Origin of the sequence: Glaciecola sp. 2405UD65-10, from assembly GCF_048820975.1 — a bacterium.
In the GTDB taxonomy this organism is placed as follows: domain Bacteria; phylum Pseudomonadota; class Gammaproteobacteria; order Enterobacterales; family Alteromonadaceae; genus Glaciecola.
Genome location: NZ_JBMEUF010000002.1, coordinates 555,217 through 571,465, shown reverse-complemented (window position 1 = coordinate 571,465; position 16,249 = coordinate 555,217). Strand labels below are relative to the sequence as shown.

The 16,249-nt window shown below is 41.8% G+C and carries 13 protein-coding genes; 5 read left to right on the top strand and 8 right to left on the bottom strand.

Features of this window, described 5'->3' with window-relative positions; genetic code table 11:
- Positions 1 to 36 precede the first annotated feature (36 nt).
- A complete protein-coding gene (locus tag ACOI22_RS14620) occupies positions 37 to 1,167 on the bottom strand; it encodes an S-(hydroxymethyl)glutathione dehydrogenase/class III alcohol dehydrogenase (RefSeq protein ID WP_420672857.1) in 1,131 nt (376 codons plus the stop codon).
- A gap of 104 nt (positions 1,168 to 1,271) precedes the next feature.
- Here ACOI22_RS14620 and ACOI22_RS14615 point away from each other — a divergent pair, with 104 nt between their 5' ends.
- A complete protein-coding gene (locus ACOI22_RS14615; RefSeq protein ID WP_420672856.1) occupies positions 1,272 to 2,141 on the top strand; it encodes a LysR family transcriptional regulator in 870 nt (289 codons plus the stop codon).
- 21 nt (positions 2,142 to 2,162) lie between these two features.
- Here the strand turns inward: ACOI22_RS14615 and ACOI22_RS14610 are convergent, their stop codons facing one another.
- From ACOI22_RS14610 to ACOI22_RS14600, 3 genes are read right to left on the bottom strand one after another with little or no spacing between them, the layout of a single operon-like run.
- Positions 2,163 to 2,903 (bottom strand): dienelactone hydrolase family protein, encoded by a 741-nt coding sequence (locus ACOI22_RS14610; protein ID WP_420672855.1) that lies wholly within the window; start codon positions 2,901 to 2,903, stop codon positions 2,163 to 2,165.
- Positions 2,904 to 2,939: 36 nt separating this feature from the next.
- Entirely contained in the window at positions 2,940 to 4,130 is a 1,191-nt protein-coding gene (locus ACOI22_RS14605) for a hypothetical protein (RefSeq protein WP_420672854.1), read from the bottom strand.
- A gap of 8 nt (positions 4,131 to 4,138) precedes the next feature.
- Positions 4,139 to 5,698, bottom strand: a complete 1,560-nt coding sequence (locus ACOI22_RS14600; RefSeq protein WP_420672853.1) for an MBOAT family O-acyltransferase — start codon at positions 5,696 to 5,698, stop codon at positions 4,139 to 4,141.
- Positions 5,699 to 5,915: 217 nt separating this feature from the next.
- Between ACOI22_RS14600 and glp the strand changes: the two genes are divergently transcribed.
- Positions 5,916 to 7,151, top strand: a complete 1,236-nt coding sequence (gene glp / locus ACOI22_RS14595) for a gephyrin-like molybdotransferase Glp (protein ID WP_420672852.1) — start codon at positions 5,916 to 5,918, stop codon at positions 7,149 to 7,151.
- A gap of 6 nt (positions 7,152 to 7,157) precedes the next feature.
- Here glp and ACOI22_RS14590 read toward each other — a convergent pair whose 3' ends face one another.
- The 3 genes from ACOI22_RS14590 to moaE all read right to left on the bottom strand — a co-directional run bounded on the left by ACOI22_RS14590 (position 7,158) and on the right by moaE (position 12,146).
- Complete coding sequence (locus ACOI22_RS14590) at positions 7,158 to 10,319, bottom strand: efflux RND transporter permease subunit (protein WP_420672851.1); 3,162 nt, start codon at positions 10,317 to 10,319, stop codon at positions 7,158 to 7,160.
- Positions 10,320 to 10,328: 9 nt separating this feature from the next.
- Entirely contained in the window at positions 10,329 to 11,450 is a 1,122-nt protein-coding gene (locus tag ACOI22_RS14585) for an efflux RND transporter periplasmic adaptor subunit (RefSeq protein ID WP_420672850.1), read from the bottom strand.
- 246 nt (positions 11,451 to 11,696) lie between these two features.
- Positions 11,697 to 12,146, bottom strand: coding sequence for a molybdopterin synthase catalytic subunit MoaE (gene moaE, locus ACOI22_RS14580; protein WP_420672849.1), 450 nt, complete (start codon positions 12,144 to 12,146; stop codon positions 11,697 to 11,699).
- Between the two features lie 99 nt (positions 12,147 to 12,245).
- Here moaE and moeB point away from each other — a divergent pair, with 99 nt between their 5' ends.
- A complete protein-coding gene (moeB, locus tag ACOI22_RS14575) occupies positions 12,246 to 13,004 on the top strand; it encodes a molybdopterin-synthase adenylyltransferase MoeB (protein WP_420672848.1) in 759 nt (252 codons plus the stop codon).
- A 128-nt stretch (positions 13,005 to 13,132) separates the two neighbouring features.
- Positions 13,133 to 15,196, top strand: a complete 2,064-nt coding sequence (locus ACOI22_RS14570) for a PAS domain S-box protein (protein WP_420672847.1) — start codon at positions 13,133 to 13,135, stop codon at positions 15,194 to 15,196.
- On the opposite strand, the gene ACOI22_RS14565 is transcribed toward ACOI22_RS14570, so the two are convergent.
- Complete coding sequence (locus ACOI22_RS14565) at positions 15,193 to 15,627, bottom strand: universal stress protein (RefSeq protein ID WP_420672846.1); 435 nt, start codon at positions 15,625 to 15,627, stop codon at positions 15,193 to 15,195. The two genes, ACOI22_RS14570 and ACOI22_RS14565, sit on opposite strands and share 4 nt — an antisense overlap.
- 180 nt (positions 15,628 to 15,807) lie before the next feature.
- On the opposite strand from ACOI22_RS14565, the gene ACOI22_RS14560 reads away from it, so the two are divergent.
- A complete protein-coding gene (locus tag ACOI22_RS14560) occupies positions 15,808 to 16,182 on the top strand; it encodes a VOC family protein (RefSeq protein WP_420672845.1) in 375 nt (124 codons plus the stop codon).
- Positions 16,183 to 16,249 lie beyond the last annotated feature (67 nt).

Genomic DNA, 16,249 nt, shown 5'->3' with positions numbered 1-16,249 from the left:
ATCACTCGCTGTATTCACCTATATGGCTGGGGTATTTTAGTGATCGAAATGAATAACGGTTCGAATGCTTTTGCCTTCATGCATTAAATCAAATGAATCGTTAATTTCTTCAAGTGGCATTGTGTGAGTAATAAAGTCACTGAGCTTGAACTCGCCTTGCATGTAGCGTTCAACATAGTCAGGTAATTCTGAGCGGCCTTTCACGCCACCAAAGGCAGAGCCGCGCCATACGCGACCGGTCACTAACTGGAATGGACGGGTAGATATTTCTTGCCCAGCACCTGCAACCCCTATAATGACTGACTCGCCCCAGCCTTTGTGGCAGCATTCAAGCGCAGAACGCATTAAATTCACATTGCCAATACATTCAAATGAGTAATCAACGCCGCCGTCGGTGAGTTCAACTATTACGTCTTGAATAGGTTTGTCGTAATCTTTTGGATTGATAAAGTCTGTAGCGCCAAGCTTTTTAGCTAATTCAAATTTACTTTCGTTAATATCAATCGCAATAATTCGGCCGGCTTTTGCCATGGTTGCGCCAATCACTGCTGATAAACCTATACCGCCCAAGCCGAATATGGCAACAGTGTCGCCCTCTTCAACTTTCGCGGTATTCATAACTGCACCGATGCCGGTAGTTACGCCGCAGCCTAGTAAGCATACTTCTTCAAGAGGGGCGTCTTTATTTACTTTTGCTAATGAAATTTCAGGCAGTACGGTGTACTCAGAAAAGGTTGAACAGCCCATGTAATGGTAAATAGGTTCGCCATCTTTATAAAAGCGAGTTGTGCCATCGGGCATTAAACCCTTACCTTGAGTTTCGCGAATTTTTTGGCATAAGTTGGTTTTACCTGAAGTACAAAATTTACATTCGCCGCACTCAGGGGTATATAAAGGAATTACATGATCGCCTACTTGAACACTGGTAACGCCTTCACCTACTTGTTCAACAATACCGCCGCCTTCATGGCCTAGTATGGCTGGGAATACACCTTCAGGATCTTCACCTGATAAAGTGAATGCATCAGTGTGGCAAACGCCTGAAGCAACTACTTTTACTAATACTTCACCTTTGCGAGGAAGCATTACATCTACTTCTTCAATTGATAGTGGCTCTTTAGGACCCCAAGCAATGGCGGCTTTTGATTTAATAAATTGATCAGACATGCAGATTCTCACTTTGATATAGATTGTGCATCTATTATATTTATTTCTCACACAATGATAATATACCCTATTGGTAAATTACTTTTACTCATAGGTAATAATAAATGCGCTGGGAAGGTATAAACGAATTTGTATCGGTAGCTGAACTTGAAAGCTTCACGCAAGCTTCAAGTGCGCTAGGTATATCAACCGCTCAGGTTAGCCGGCAAGTAAGCGCGCTTGAAACCCGCTTAAACGTAAAATTGTTTTACCGCACTACACGTAAAGTATCGTTAACCGAAGAAGGGCGGCTGTTTTATCAACATTGCCGCAGCGTACTCGATGGCCTGCACGCGGCTGAGCGTGCCATTACTAACCTACAATCTAAGCCTCAAGGGAAAATTCATCTTACTGCTTCGGTAACCTATGGTGAGCAACAAATTCTTCCTTTAATTAATGACTTTATGCTGCGCTACAGCGATATAGAAGTAACGGCGCACTTGAGCAATCAAAAGTTAGATTTGATTGAGCACGGTTTTGACTTGGCCATTCGCTTAGGAAAACTAAGCGATTCAACTATGATGGCTAAAAAACTGGGTTCACGTGCCGTATATGTGTGCGCTTCTCCTGCTTATTTAGCAACATATGGAGTGCCACATTCCTTGTCTGAACTTAACCAGCACAGTTGCTTGCTAGGCACCTTAGACTATTGGCACTTTACGCTGGCCGATAAAGAAAAACACATTCGAGTAAAAGGAAGGCTTCGCTACAACAGTGGCTTTGGTTTGGTAGATGCAGCGCTTAAAGGCTTGGGAATAGTGCAGCTGCCAGGGTATTACGTAAACGAACACTTAGAGAGCGGTGCGCTCGTGAGCTTGCTTGATAATCACCGCGAAGCTGATGAAGGAATATGGGCGGTATATCCTAAAAATAGGCATTTATCACCCAAAGTGAGGGCGTTAGTTGACTACTTAGCCGCGCAACTTCAACCTTAAAATTGCGCCAAATTATAAGCACTAAGCACGCAGTATACCTTGAAACATACTCACGGCCATTTGGTAACACTGTATGGCTAACGCGGCGTCATAACGGTCACCCTCATCACGCATAAACGCGTGCTGAGCGTTAACTTCATGCCAGGTATAGTGAATGTTTTTATCGTGCAGGGTACGGCGAATCAAATCCCGTCCTTCACTGCTTACGTGTGGGTCTTGCTTACCAAATATCATACATAGTTCACCCTGAATATTCCCGCACTGGGAGAGTGAATCATTACCTGGTTTACAAGGCAGAGTATTTGAATGAATATCGGTTGCGTATAAGCAAAAGGCGCCCTTAATCAAAGGGTTTAGTGCGGCTCTAAACGCTAAATGCCCGCCAATACATACGCCCATACTGCCAACACTGCCGTTGTAATAAGTTTGTTTTTGCAAAAATTCAATCATGGCGCTTGTGTCAGAATCATGATGCTCTAAGGGTTTTTCAAATTTATCCGCATTGCCTTTGTCTTTTCCCGCATCATCGTAAGCCAGTACTGTCCCTGCTGGGTTTAGCTCATGAAACACCTCGGGCACCAATACAATAAATCCATGGCTGGCTAAAATAGCTGCGCTTCTGGCAATGGGAGCAGTTTGCTGAAAAATTTCACTATAAAAGATAATGGCGGGGTACACGCCTTTATCTTTAGGCTTGTACTCGTATGTACGCATGGTACCTGTTGGGGTATTAATATTGTGTGTAGTGTGTTGTATAAGCACTTTGCTTCCTTTCGTTTTGCATTTTTAATATGCGTATTAAAATGTACTTAAGCCAAGCGCACTTTTTACTGCAATCCACTCGCTTTTTGCCTGCTTTAAGCGTTGTGTATCTAATTGTATTTGTGATTGCGCGCTAGGCAATGTTAAATCTAGCATAAGTGCATCATTTTTTGTGTTGGTAAGTAGGCTGGTCAGCATTACATCACCTAAGCTGGCCTTATAATGTGCCGGCTCCCAAAACCACTGCATTTCTGCGGTGGGTTCGCGAAGGCCAATAGGCTCGGCAGTATATTTATTAATGCCACTAAAATCCCAAGCAGTAAAACCGCCAGTAGGCTGAGCTTGAAAAAATTCAGCTAAGTGGGTTTTCCACAAAATAAAATCATCCCAATAGCCCAACTCATCTAATAAATGTAAATAACTAATATGGTAAGGATTAATAAAAATTGTGAGCGATATATTTTTAGCATTTGCTGATTTTATTAGCGTTTCAAGGTACGCAAATTTAGGCCCAAAGGTTTTCCACTGCATGTTGATGTGGCGAAGTTCTTTGTTCTTTATTCGCTTCACAATACTGCCTAACTTTTGCTTAAAAAGCGGCCCCTTTCCTTCATGCTTGACAGTTGTTACAAAGGTTTGCGCAGTATTAAAACCCTGTGGCGTAAGGCTACTAGCCACACTGTTTTGCTTGGCAATGGTTGAAACGCTACTGAAAATGGTGTCTAAGGAAAACAGCATTTTGGCAATATCAGCGCTAGATGTGTGCAAATTACTTTTGCTTTGCCGTTGTTTATATACGGTATTAAGTTCAGTAAAATTGGTGTTTAGTTCGCTAGGGCTGTATAAAAAATCAAGGTAATCAAGGCTTAATATAATGTGCTTAAGCTCAGGGTTTGTATCAATTTGATGCAAGGCACTGGCTATTTGTTGATTATAGCCTATACCAGGGAGCGCACTGTTAAAGGCGCTACCTTTAAGCAATGCATTACTTGGGTTTAAGCCCATTTCAACCCGGGAATTGCCAACAATAACCGTATTGGGAGTTATTTTACTTAACACGTAGGGTTTGCTAGTTCGGCTTCTGTTGCCTGCTTCAGGCTTAAGCTGGTTTAGGCCATCAACAAGAGGTGACCAATACATAGCATATGGGTCAACAAACCAGTTAAACCCTGCCGCCAGTACAAGAGCGCTTATACAACTTATAAATAATGTTTTTAAATAATTCATAGGTGCTCTTAAAACTGAAAGTACAGGAATTCACTCACCTGGTTTAAGGTAAGTAAGCCTAAAGCTAAGATGATGCCAATAAACAAAGCCCAGCGCGTAGTGTCGGCCCAACTCACTTTTCGTGCTAATGAAAGTAAAGGCCAAAAGGTGTCGCTAGTCACAAAATGTTGTTGGCTTAACGATGGTTTGGCTTTAGCAAAAATGTCTTGCACGTTAGGCATACAAATCGCAATAAACATTAAGCAAATAATCCAAATCCAAGTAAGTATAAATGCACTTCCCCCAGTGTTACCTGCCTGTATGCCAAAACCTTGCAATAGTTCAGCCGCGCCGCCTAGCCTGCTCATTATTGCATTTGGCAACTCAATTCCATTGGCGCCCACCATACTTGCTAGCATTGATAAGGCGCCATCAAGCGTGGTTGCTCTGAAAAATACCCATCCTACAACAACCGCCAAAAAGGTGATAAGCCAACTAAGCGTTTTTATTCGGGTAAAGCCTAAAAATGGAACGCGCTCTAACAAAGAGCGCCAGCCATGGTTTACTATTAAGTAACTCCCGTGCAAGGCGCCCCATATTATAAAGTTCCATCCTGCGCCGTGCCATAAGCCGCCTAATAACATGGTAATAAATAAATTAGTATAACGCTTAATTTTACCGTTTCTGTTGCCGCCTAGGGCAATATAAATGTAATCCCTTAAGAAAGTAGAAAGGGTAATATGCCAGCGCCGCCAAAATTCAGAAATGCTCGTAGCTTTATACGGCGAGTAGAAGTTGAGTGGCAACACAATACCAAAAATTCGAGCTAAACCAATGGCCATGTCAGAATAACCAGAAAAGTCAAAATACAATTGCAAGGTGTAGGCTAATGCACCGCCCCAAGCGCTTAGCATATCCACATCTTGGCCTGAATCTACCATGGTAAAAACCGGTGTTGCATACACCGCAACGCCATCGGCAAGTACGGTTTTCTTAAATAAACCTATAGCAAAAATACTCAAACCAATTTTCAAGTGATTAGTGTTTAATTGGTATCGAGTATTTGAGCTAAACTGCGGCAGCATTTGCTTGTGATGCACTATAGGGCCAGCAATTAACTGCGGGAAGAAAGAGACAAACAAGGCATAATGCAAAAATTTATATTCGCTTGTAATGCCCTTGTAGGAATCCACTAAATATGCAATTTGCTGAAAGGTAAAGAATGATATGGCTAAGGGTAAAAGTATTTCACCAAATGACAAGGAACTCCCTGTTAAGAAATTCCAATTGTTTGCCATAAACCCAGCGTATTTATAATAAATAATGAGCGCGAGGTTAAGGGAAATGCCAAATATTAGTAAGGACTTGTTTCTATTTTTATTGAGCAGACCGCCAAGCTTGTAGTTCAGCAGCATTGAGCCAATAAGGATGATCAAATAGCTAGGGTTCCACCAACCATAGAAGAACAATGATGCGGCTACAAGCGCAAATATTGCTGCTTCATTACCCTTGTATTTTGCAACAGCAAAAAACACAAATAAGGTAATGGGTAGAAAGAAAAAGATAAATTCGATTGAATTAAATAGCACAACCTTGCCTTAATGCTCCATTTTGATAGATGTTATCACATGGCTTCACAAATCATAGTGTTTTGATTTTAACCACTTAATCCCTTACTAGGCTACACAAAGCATCTGCGCTATTACAACCCACAGGGTACTAATATTTTATGCAGAATAACTTCGGGTTTAGGCTGGCTTTTTGTTAGTATTAAGGCATAACACATTATAAAAAGAGAACATTTTCATGGCTGTAAATTGTGATGCACCAGGCTTGATGCCTGTAGAAAACGCCATAGCGATTATTATTGATACAGTGAACACACTTACTGATATTGAGCACTGTGATTTACACAAGGCGCTCAACAGAGTGCTTGCTGAAGATGTTGTGTCGCCCATTAATGTGCCTGCATACAATAATTCAGCAATGGATGGCTATGCCATTAACGCTAGCGACCTTGAGCAAACCACGACCTTGGTTCAAGTGGGTAAGAGCTTTGCTGGAAACAAATTTACTGGCAAATTGGAAAGTGGGCAGTGCGTACGTATTATGACTGGTGCTGAAATTCCAACAGGCGCTAATACGGTGGTTATGCAAGAAAACACCACAAGTGAAGGCGAACATATTCATTTTCACCATCCTGTGAAGCAAGGTGAAGCTATTCGTTTGGCTGGTTCCGACATTAAAAAAGGCGGCTTGGTGTTAGCGAAAGGAAAGCGAATTTCACCCATTGATATTGGTTTGCTTGCATCATTGGGCTTGCATAAAGTGGTGGTTTTCAGGCAAATTAAAGTAGCCGTTTTTTCAACAGGCGACGAATTACTTCCTATAGGTGAAGCCGCTCGAGATGACCGCATATTTGATACTAACCGCCCAATGATACTGGCTATGCTTTCACGCTTGGGAGCAGAGCTTATTGATATGGGTATTATTCCTGATCAAAAAGAATTGATTCGCGCTAGTTTCGAAAAAGCCAATGAGCTTGCTGATTGTGTAATTACCAGTGGTGGAGTGTCAGTAGGAGAGGCTGATTATACCCGCGAAATTCTTGAGGAATACGGACAAATTGATTTTTGGAAACTTGCGATTAAACCTGGGAAACCCTTGGCATTTGGGCGGCTACCCAATAGCATTTTCTTTGGCTTACCGGGTAATCCCGTGTCATCAGCGGTAACGTTTGATCAAATTGCAAAACTTGCACTTAAATATATGGCAGGGGAGCGCGCGTCACCTGCTCAGGTATTAAAAGCCAAGGCCTGCAGCGTGTTCAAAAAACGTCCGGGGCGTGCAGATTACCAACGTGCTCATTTTTATACAAATAGTAATAATGAGCTTTGCGTTGAAAGTACAGGTACGCAAAGCTCGGGTGTTTTATCTTGTTTTAGTACAAGTAATTGTTACGCGATTATTGAGCAAGAGCGCGGCAGTGTTCAAGTGGGCGAAACGGTTAGCGTGCTTCCCTTTGATCACTGCATAGCATAAGCGCCCTTAAAAAGGCGCACAGCCATTTTCATCAAGTTTTTGTCGCTTAACAAATAATGATAATCTACGGCACATTATATAAAATATAGGCGTGAAAATTAGGCCAAAGAAAGTTACGCCAAGCATGCCGCTAAATACGGTTACTCCTAAGGCTTGTCGCATTTCAGCACCTGCGCCGGTGGCAATGGCTAAAGGAACTACGCCCAAAATAAAAGCAAATGAAGTCATCAATATAGGCCGTAAGCGTGTTTGACTCGCCTCTACAATTGCCTCATACATGGGGCGTCCGGCGCTTTCCAAGTGTTTCGCAAACTCCACAATTAAAATGGCATTCTTGCTTGCCAGCCCCACAAGCACGATTAACCCAACTTGCGTTAAAATATTATTATCCATGTCCATTAACCAAACCCCAGCAATAGCGCTTAGTAAACACATAGGTACAATCAATATTACTGAGAGCGGCAGTGTCCAGCTTTCGTATAGGGCTACCAGTGCAAGAAACACAAAAATAACAGCCAATACAAACGCAATAATCGCAGTGTTACCCGCTACTTTTTGCTGATACGCAAGCTCTGTCCATTCAAACTCAATACCCGGTGGTAAAATTTGCTCAGCAAGCGCTTCCATTGAACTAATAGCTTCGCCCGAACTATAGCCTGGTGCAGTATTTCCTTGTAGTTCTGCTGCTGGATACAAATTATATCTTGGGACTCTTGAGGGGCCTGAACGGTCTTCGAATGTGGCCACAGAACTTAAAGGTACCATTTCGCCATTGTTATTTCGTACCCTAATTCTGCCAATGTCATCGGCGGTCATACGAAAGGGGGCATCAGCTTGCGCGGTAACACGAAAGGTTCTCCCTAAATAACTAAAATCATTAACAAAAGCGCTGCCTAAATATACTTCCAAGGCACTAAATACCTCAGACACAGGCACCCCTAAACGCTGTACACGTTCACGGTCTATGTCAGCATATAATTGTGGCGTATTGGTATTGAATAAACTGAATACCGAGGTAGTAGCGGGCGCTTGGTTAGCGGCACTGCCTAAGGCAAATATAGCTTGTTCAAGTGGCTCAAAGCCTTGTCCTGATTTATCTTCAAGCATCATTTTAAAGCCACCACCGTTGCCAATCCCTCTCACGGAAGGCGGCGGTATAACTATGACAAACGCCTCTTTTATTTGTGACATTTGTGCTTGAACTTGGCCAAAAATATCCTCAAAGCTTAAGCCTTTTTCTGCCCGCTCTTCAAAGTAATCCATTTGCGTAAAAATAGCAGCCGAATTTGATGCATTTGTGAAGGTGGCGCCCGAAAACCCCGTAAATGCGACTGACGTTCGAATACCATTTATACTTAATAGCCGGTCAACCGCTTCTTGTACTACGCTGTCAGTGCGCGACAACGAAGCGCCTGAAGGTAATTGAATACTGACAATAACATAACCTTGATCTTGGGCAGGAATAAAGCCTTTTGGGACACTAGTAAATAAGTAGCCGGCCAGCACCATAAGGCCTATGTACACAAAAGACATTGGCCAAGTTAAGCGAATAAGTTTGCTAATAAGCGCTGCATACCATATAGATACCTTGTGCATGCCCCTATTAAAAGCATCTGCAAAGCGGTCGCTTAAGTTGCGCTTGTCTTTCTCTTTTTCAGGACCTTTAGGTTTCATTAATACCGCTGACATTGACGGGCTTAAAATTAAAGACACAGCCGTAGAAAGGAAGGTAGCTACCGCTATTGTGATACCAAATTGGCTATAAAACTGACCCGAAATACCTTTTACGAAAATGGTGGGTAAGAACACTGCGACCAATACTAAGCAGGTTGCAATTAACGCTCCACCTACTTCTTTCATTGTTTCTTTCGCGGCGTCAAGCGGTGTGGCACCTTCAGAAATTAAGCGTTCCATATTTTCAACTACCACTATCGCGTCGTCTACCACTATGCCAATGGCAAGTACTAAGCCAAACAATGTTAGATTATTGATGGAAAAGTCCAAGGCGCTCATAACGGCAAACGTGCCAATAAGAGAAACCGGAATAGCCACCACTGGCACAATCGCCGCCCGCCAGTTTTGCAAAAATATGAGAATTACCAGCACCACCAGTACAATAGCTTCATAAATTGTCATTTCTACTGCATCAATAGACTGTGCAATAAAGTCAGTAGGATTATATGCAATATCATAGGCTAGGTCGGGTGGAAAGTCCTTGGCCAAGTCTTTCATAATATTTTGTATGGTTGCTGCTGTTTCTAAGGCGTTGCTGCCAGGGCGCTGGAAAATAGGAATAGCGACCGCTTTTTTGTCACCTAAATAGCCGCGTGTCGCGTAGCTTTCAGCGCCTAACTCAACCCGGCCAATATCTTTTACTCTTACAATTCGGCCATCGTTGTTTTTTACAATCACGTTTTCAAATTCTTCAGGCGCTTCCAAGCGCCCCTTTGTTTGTACGCTTAATTCAAACGCAGATTGCCCACTAAGCACGGGCGCATTGTTTAATGTACCACTGGCAACTTGTACATTCTGAGCTTGCAGTGCGCTTATTACTTCGGCGGCGGTCATATCTATTGATGCAATGCGGTCTGGATCAAGCCATACTCGCATTGAGTACTGACTCGCGCCAAATACGCGTAAATTCCCAACCCCCTCTACTCGCGCTATTTTATCTTGAATTTGCAGGGCAACATAATTGGCAATATATGTTTGGTCGTATGTGCCATTGGGTGAAAACATGTTCACAACAAGCATTAAATCAGGGCTGTTTTTGTTAGTGGTAATACCTATACGCCTTACCGCTTCAGGTAAACGAGGTTCGGCTACTGCAACTCTGTTTTGTACCTGTACTTGGGCTTTATCTAAGTCGGTGCCTAATTTAAAGGTCACAGTAATCGCCACGTTTCCATCAGCTGTTGACTGCGAAGAAATATACAACATGTCTTCAACGCCGTTAATTTGCTGTTCAAGTGGAGTTGCCACGGTTTTTGACGCTGTTTCTGCATTAGCCCCGGGGTATGAAGCGCTTACTTGAATGGTTGGTGGAGCTACCTGAGGATATTGCTCTATAGGTAATGATTGGTAAGCCATTGCACCTATAATAATCACTAAAATCGCAAGTACCGATGAAAACTTAGGACGCGTGATGAAAAATTGAGAAAAATTCATAGAGCCCTCTTAATATGTAAACTGAGATGAAAGATCAACTTCATTCACATTTACTTCACTACCAGGGCGTGCTCGCATTATACCGTTCACAATTAGCTTGTCGCCGGCATCTAGCCCAGATTCTACAATTCTAAGATCGTTAGTATAAAGTCTGCCAAGCGTAATAAATTTTTTCGCTACTTTGTTGTTAGCATCTACGGTGTAAATAAATTTCTTTGATTGGTCTGTACCTATGGCGGTATCTGGTATCAGTAACGCGCTTACGTTGTCTTGATCAATTAAACGAATTCGGCCAAAAATACCGGGTAAAATAAAGCCATCTTGGTTATCAAAAATGGCTCTGCCTTGAATAGTTCCAGTGCTTTCATCTATCTGATTATCAACAAAGTCCATTACACCTAAATGCGAAAATTCTTTTTCATCTTGCAGGCGCACCTGCACTCTATTTGGGTGGGTTCGTGAACTTTGTCTTTTGTCGGTTTGGCTTAAGCGCAAGTACTTTAATAAGTCTCTTTCACCCGCATCAAAATAAAAGTGAATAGGGTGCACAGAAACAACATTTGTGAGTAGGGTAGCGCCGGCAGCGCCACCCGTTACAAGGTTTCCTACGTTTACGAAATCTCTTGAAACCACGCCATCAATTGGCGACTTTACCAAAGTGAACTCTAAATTAAGCTTAGCTTCTTCCAAAGCGGTAAGGGCTAGCTGGTAATCATTGTTTCGCTGATCAACCTCTTCTTGAGAGATTGAATTTTGTTTGCGTAAGTTGATACCGCGTTCGTATTCTTTTTTTGCCAAATTTAAGCGTGATTTGGCTGCGTCCAAGGCAATCTTAAAAGGCCTTTGATCTATTTCAAATAATACGTCGCCTTTGCTAACAACTTGGCCGTCTTTAAAATTGGTTTTTTCTAAATAGCCACTTACACGCGCTCTAATTTCAACCTGTTCTACCGCGCCAAAGCGGCCTGTATATTCATCCCACAAAGTAACTTTTGCTTTAATAGGTAAACTTACATCAACTTCAGGTGCAGGCCTACTAGGCGCAGACTCGCTTTGTTCGGCGCAGCCTGACAACAAAAGACATACAATAGCCGCCATGGCAATCGCCGGCTTGTGGTTCAAAAATGGCATATATTTTCCCAAATAAAATTATCTAAGCATACGTGCAGAAAAGCATCGCGCTTAGTGAAAGACGGTTTTAGTGTGTTGATAGTGTTAAACTAAAGAAACAGAACAGAAATGTTTGAAATAAATTTCAGGCAAGGCCTAAAATTAATTCGTTGAAGGGCATAGTTAGCAAGTAACTTGGCCAAAAAAGGTGATGATTAACAGCAATGTGCGCAGTTTTAGATGTAAGTAACTGCTATGTATTTAGGCTTATGCTTTCCATCGTTGTGCTGCTTGTTGGTCTGATGATTTAGCTTCCACCCATTTTAAGCCATCATCGCTTGCCTCTTGTTTCCAAAAAGGCGCGCTTGTTTTTAAATAGTCCATAATAAACTCGCACGCTTCAAAGGCGTTTTTTCGATGCTTCGAAGTAACACCCACAAATACAATTTGCTCAGAAGCACCCATTTGGCCAATTCTGTGGATAATACGAATTTCGCCCAATTCCCAGCGTTCACGAGCTTGCGAACAAATATCTTCCAATGCTTTTTCGGTCATACCGGGGTAGTGCTCAATTACTAAGCCAGAAACCGAGCCGTCAATGTTAAAGTCACGAACTAAGCCGGTAAAGGTCACAATGGCACCGTCACTTTTTGCATTGCTGCGCAAAGCTTCGTACTGATGCGCATGGTCAAAATCTTGTTGTTGTACCAAAATCATTTTTTTATCTCGTTCACGCTATGGTGCATCCAATTTAGCAATATGTGTATACTCTAAGGCATTATAAGCAATTAAGTAAAATGAGTATTGTAAATAAGTATGGCGAACAACACGAAAGTAATTACAACTCAACAAGCTATGCGCTATAGCCGGCAAATTTCATTGCAGGGCTTTGATTTGGATAAGCAAGAGCAATTAATGAGTAGCCGCGTGTTAATTATTGGTATGGGCGGATTAGGTTGTGCAGCGAGCCAATATTTAGTGGCATCAGGCCTTGGCAGCCTAAGCATTGTAGATGATGATACCGTTGAACTTACCAATCTTCAGCGCCAAATTTTACATTATGAAACCAACATTGGGGACAGCAAGGTTGATTCAGCCAAAGCAAGTTTACAGGCCTTAAATGGTGATTGCGAAATTAGAGCGCTTAATGAGCGCTTAAATGAATTAGCGCTACGTAAGTTGATTTTAGAACATGATTTGGTGCTAGATTGCTGTGATAACCTAGCTACACGTAACATGGTTAATGACGCATGCTATGCGAGCAAAGTCCCTTTAGTGTCAGGTGCCGCTATTCGGATGGAAGGGCAAATTTTTTGTGTAATGCCTAGCCTTAACTCAGCTTGCTACCGTTGTATTAGCCGATTTTTTGGCGAACAAAGTTTAAGTTGTGTGGAAGCCGGCGTTATGTCACCTTTGGTGGGAATTGTAGGTGCTTGCCAAGCTCTAGAGGGAATAAAAATATTGACTAATTTTGGACAAACACCTATTAATGGTTTGCAGATGTATGATGCTATGACTTCGCAGTGGCAAACATTTAAGGTAGAACCTCAACATGATTGCCAAGGTTGCCGGTAAGCATTTTTTACAAACAAAACGTTGAAATCCACGGAAGGCCTGACTTTTTCATTAATTTATAATTAATATACTTAGTGTGTAGCTACTTAAGTGTAACTTTATAGAACATCAAGGCTGGCTAAATTTCTATGAAACTTCCTTTTTCGTTAAATGCTTTAGGTACTTACTCGAACAAGCTTTCGCCATCGGCAAGTGCCAGTATATTTAGTTTTTTGATGGCAGCCTTAATGACCATTATTATTGTTATACTTGCCATAAATAGTAGCCAAAAAATACATCAAACAACGCAAATTATTTTATCCGATATTGCCGCCGCAATAGAAAAAAATATTAAACAAAACAACACAGTATTGCCTTCTCAAATTGATGCCCTAGTGCCTCAATACGCTAAGTCTGATTATGTGTTTATTGTTAAATTAGCGAATCGACAATTGTATCCCAGCCTTCTAACCTCTTCTTTAAATGAAGTGACCTTTCAGCAAAACAGCTGGACAAAAGTGTATATCACGCAACTACATGGAGTTACGTGGGAGCTGAGTTTAACGCCGAAAAATCAATATTTATTTGCAAGCTTGTATCGCACTTATATTATTTTTACTGTAGTAGCACTTTGCTTCAGCTCATCTGTAGGCATAGCTGCTTATACCACCCTTACGGCACAACGTAAAATCTACGAATTAGCTACTAATAAGCGCAAAACGGGCCTGTTAATGCAGCATTTGCCAGGAATGGCCTACCAAGCAAAGAACGAGAAAGATTGGCCTATGGTATACGTGAGTGGTGGCTGTGAGGCGCTAAGTGGTTGGTCAAGGCAAGCTTTTGAGTCTCATGAGGTTTTGTGGGGAAACTTGATTCATCCTAGCGACCTTAAGCGTGTTGTAAGTGTTGTTGACAAGGCAATTGCAGAACAAACATTCTTCGAGCTTGAATACCGTATTATTCTGCCAGATAGCACGGTTCGCCATGTATGGGAACGAGGCGAAGCGGCTAACCCAAACGCTACTGAAGAAACTTTAATCGAAGGCTTTATTACTGACATCAGTAGCATTAAACAAACTGAGCAAGCCTTATTAACTAGCCATGAGTTTGCTGATGCTATTGTTAACTCAGTAGTTGATGCGGTAATCACTATTGATAAAGATGGGGCAATACAAAGCTTTAATAATGCGGCTGAAAATATGTTTGGATACCAACTAAAAGAAGTCATTCAGCGAAATGTGAGTATGTTAATGCCTGAGCATCACGCAAAAATGCATAACACCTTTTTAGACAATTTTAAGCAAACGCAAACTAAAACAATTATTGGCAAAGGTCGTGAATTGGTGGGGAAACGCAAAGACGGTAGCGAGTTTCCCATTCATTTGTCGGTGAGTGAAATTCAGTCACAAGATGAAATGATGTTTGTGGGCTTAATCCGAGACAATACTGAACAGCGTAATGCGCTAGAAAAGTCAAAGCAACACATTGAAGAAATGGCGCATGCGGTGCGCCTGAATCTTCTAAGTGAAATGACGGCGGGGATAGCGCAAGAAATAAACCAGCCCCTCACTGCCATTTCAGGGCTCTCAGAGCACGGTAGAGTGGTGGGCAGTAAAGGGGAGCCAAATGGTTTACCCGGCGTTTTAGATAAAATTAATCAACATGCTTTACAAGCCATAGAAGTACTTGAACGAATGAATGCCATGTCGAAACACGGTGTTCGCAGCAAAGAAGTGGTAGAGTGCGGCTCGCTTATAAAAGATGTTGTTTATTTAGCAGCAACCGAAGCACGGCAACGAGATATTATCGTGAAAGTGCAGCAACACGACTCAAAAGCCAAAATATATGTAGATTCCGTACAAATACAACAAGTTATACTTAATTTATTGCGTAATGCCATGGAGGCAATGCAGGCAGTAGCACTTGAACATGGCAACAGTATTTTACTAAGTTGCCAATGCGAGGAAGCGAAGTACGTAAAAATATCGGTTATTGATAGTGGTTGCGGCTTATCTAAAAAAGCGGAGGGTACTCTGTTCACCCCTTTCAACAGCACTAAAGAGCAAGGTATGGGCGTAGGCTTATCTATTTCGAAAAGCATAATTGAAGAGCATGGTGGTTCTATACATTACTTAAAAACCACCTTGCCAGGTGCGGAGTTTTACTTTTATTTGCCTTTAGCTAATACTGCTGTTGAAAAAGTGCCAGTTTAGTCGTGCATGCGCACAGCAAGAACATCTTGCTTAACACCATGTAAAACTGCATTTGCGGTAGAGCCTAGCAATAATTTAATGCCGCTTCGGCCATGTGTGCCAAGAACAATTAAATCAACGTTTTTGTCATTCGCAAAATTATGGATTTCGTCAGCTACATCACCGCATTCAACATGGGTGTTGCTTACTTGTAAGCCAAACTTTCCGGCCACTTCTTCAAGGCGCGCTTTTGCACTGACAATGCGTTCTTTGTCACTTATAAGATCAGTCGGCATGCCGTATAGATAAGGCTGAATATAGACCGAGGGTAAAATTACGTAAATTAAACTTATATGTTCAGGCGATGGTGCAACTTCTAGTGCTTTTTGAATGACCTTTTCATATTCGGCATCAAAATCTATAGCGACTAATACATGATTGTAATTGCTCATAGTGTTACCTTCTACTTGGTTAATTCGTACATTATTAGTGTAGGACTTACCCAAGGAATAGCAAGGGGCATTTAGTGCTATGCTTGCGCCAGATCAATTTAAATTACACTTGCAGCTCTTGTTTCTACAATAGAGCGCTGTATTAACGACACAAACGCTTACTAACAAAAGGACATAACTATGGCTCAAATAACCGGATTAGGTGGTGTATTTTACGTTGCCCACGACCCAGAAGAAACCAAACGCTGGTACTTAGAGAAATTAGGCATAGGCGGTGAATACGGCCCGCAATTTGATTGGTCTTTAGAAAAAGGAAAGTCACCGTATTCGTTAATAAGTCATTTTAAAGATAGTAAATATATGCAACCGAGTACGGCTAACTTTATGATTAACCTAAGAGTTGATGACCTTGAGGGTTTTGTAGAAGTGCTTAAAAGCCGTGATGTTGAAATTCTCGATATGGTCGATGAAGGCTATGGAAAATTTGCTTGGATATTAGACCCAAATAACATCAAAATTGAATTGTGGGAACAAGTTGAAGCACCAGAAGCATAATAAAATAGGCTGTGATTACATATAAAAAATGATGATTGGTGTTTAGCTTCTCGTTGATTTTATATAT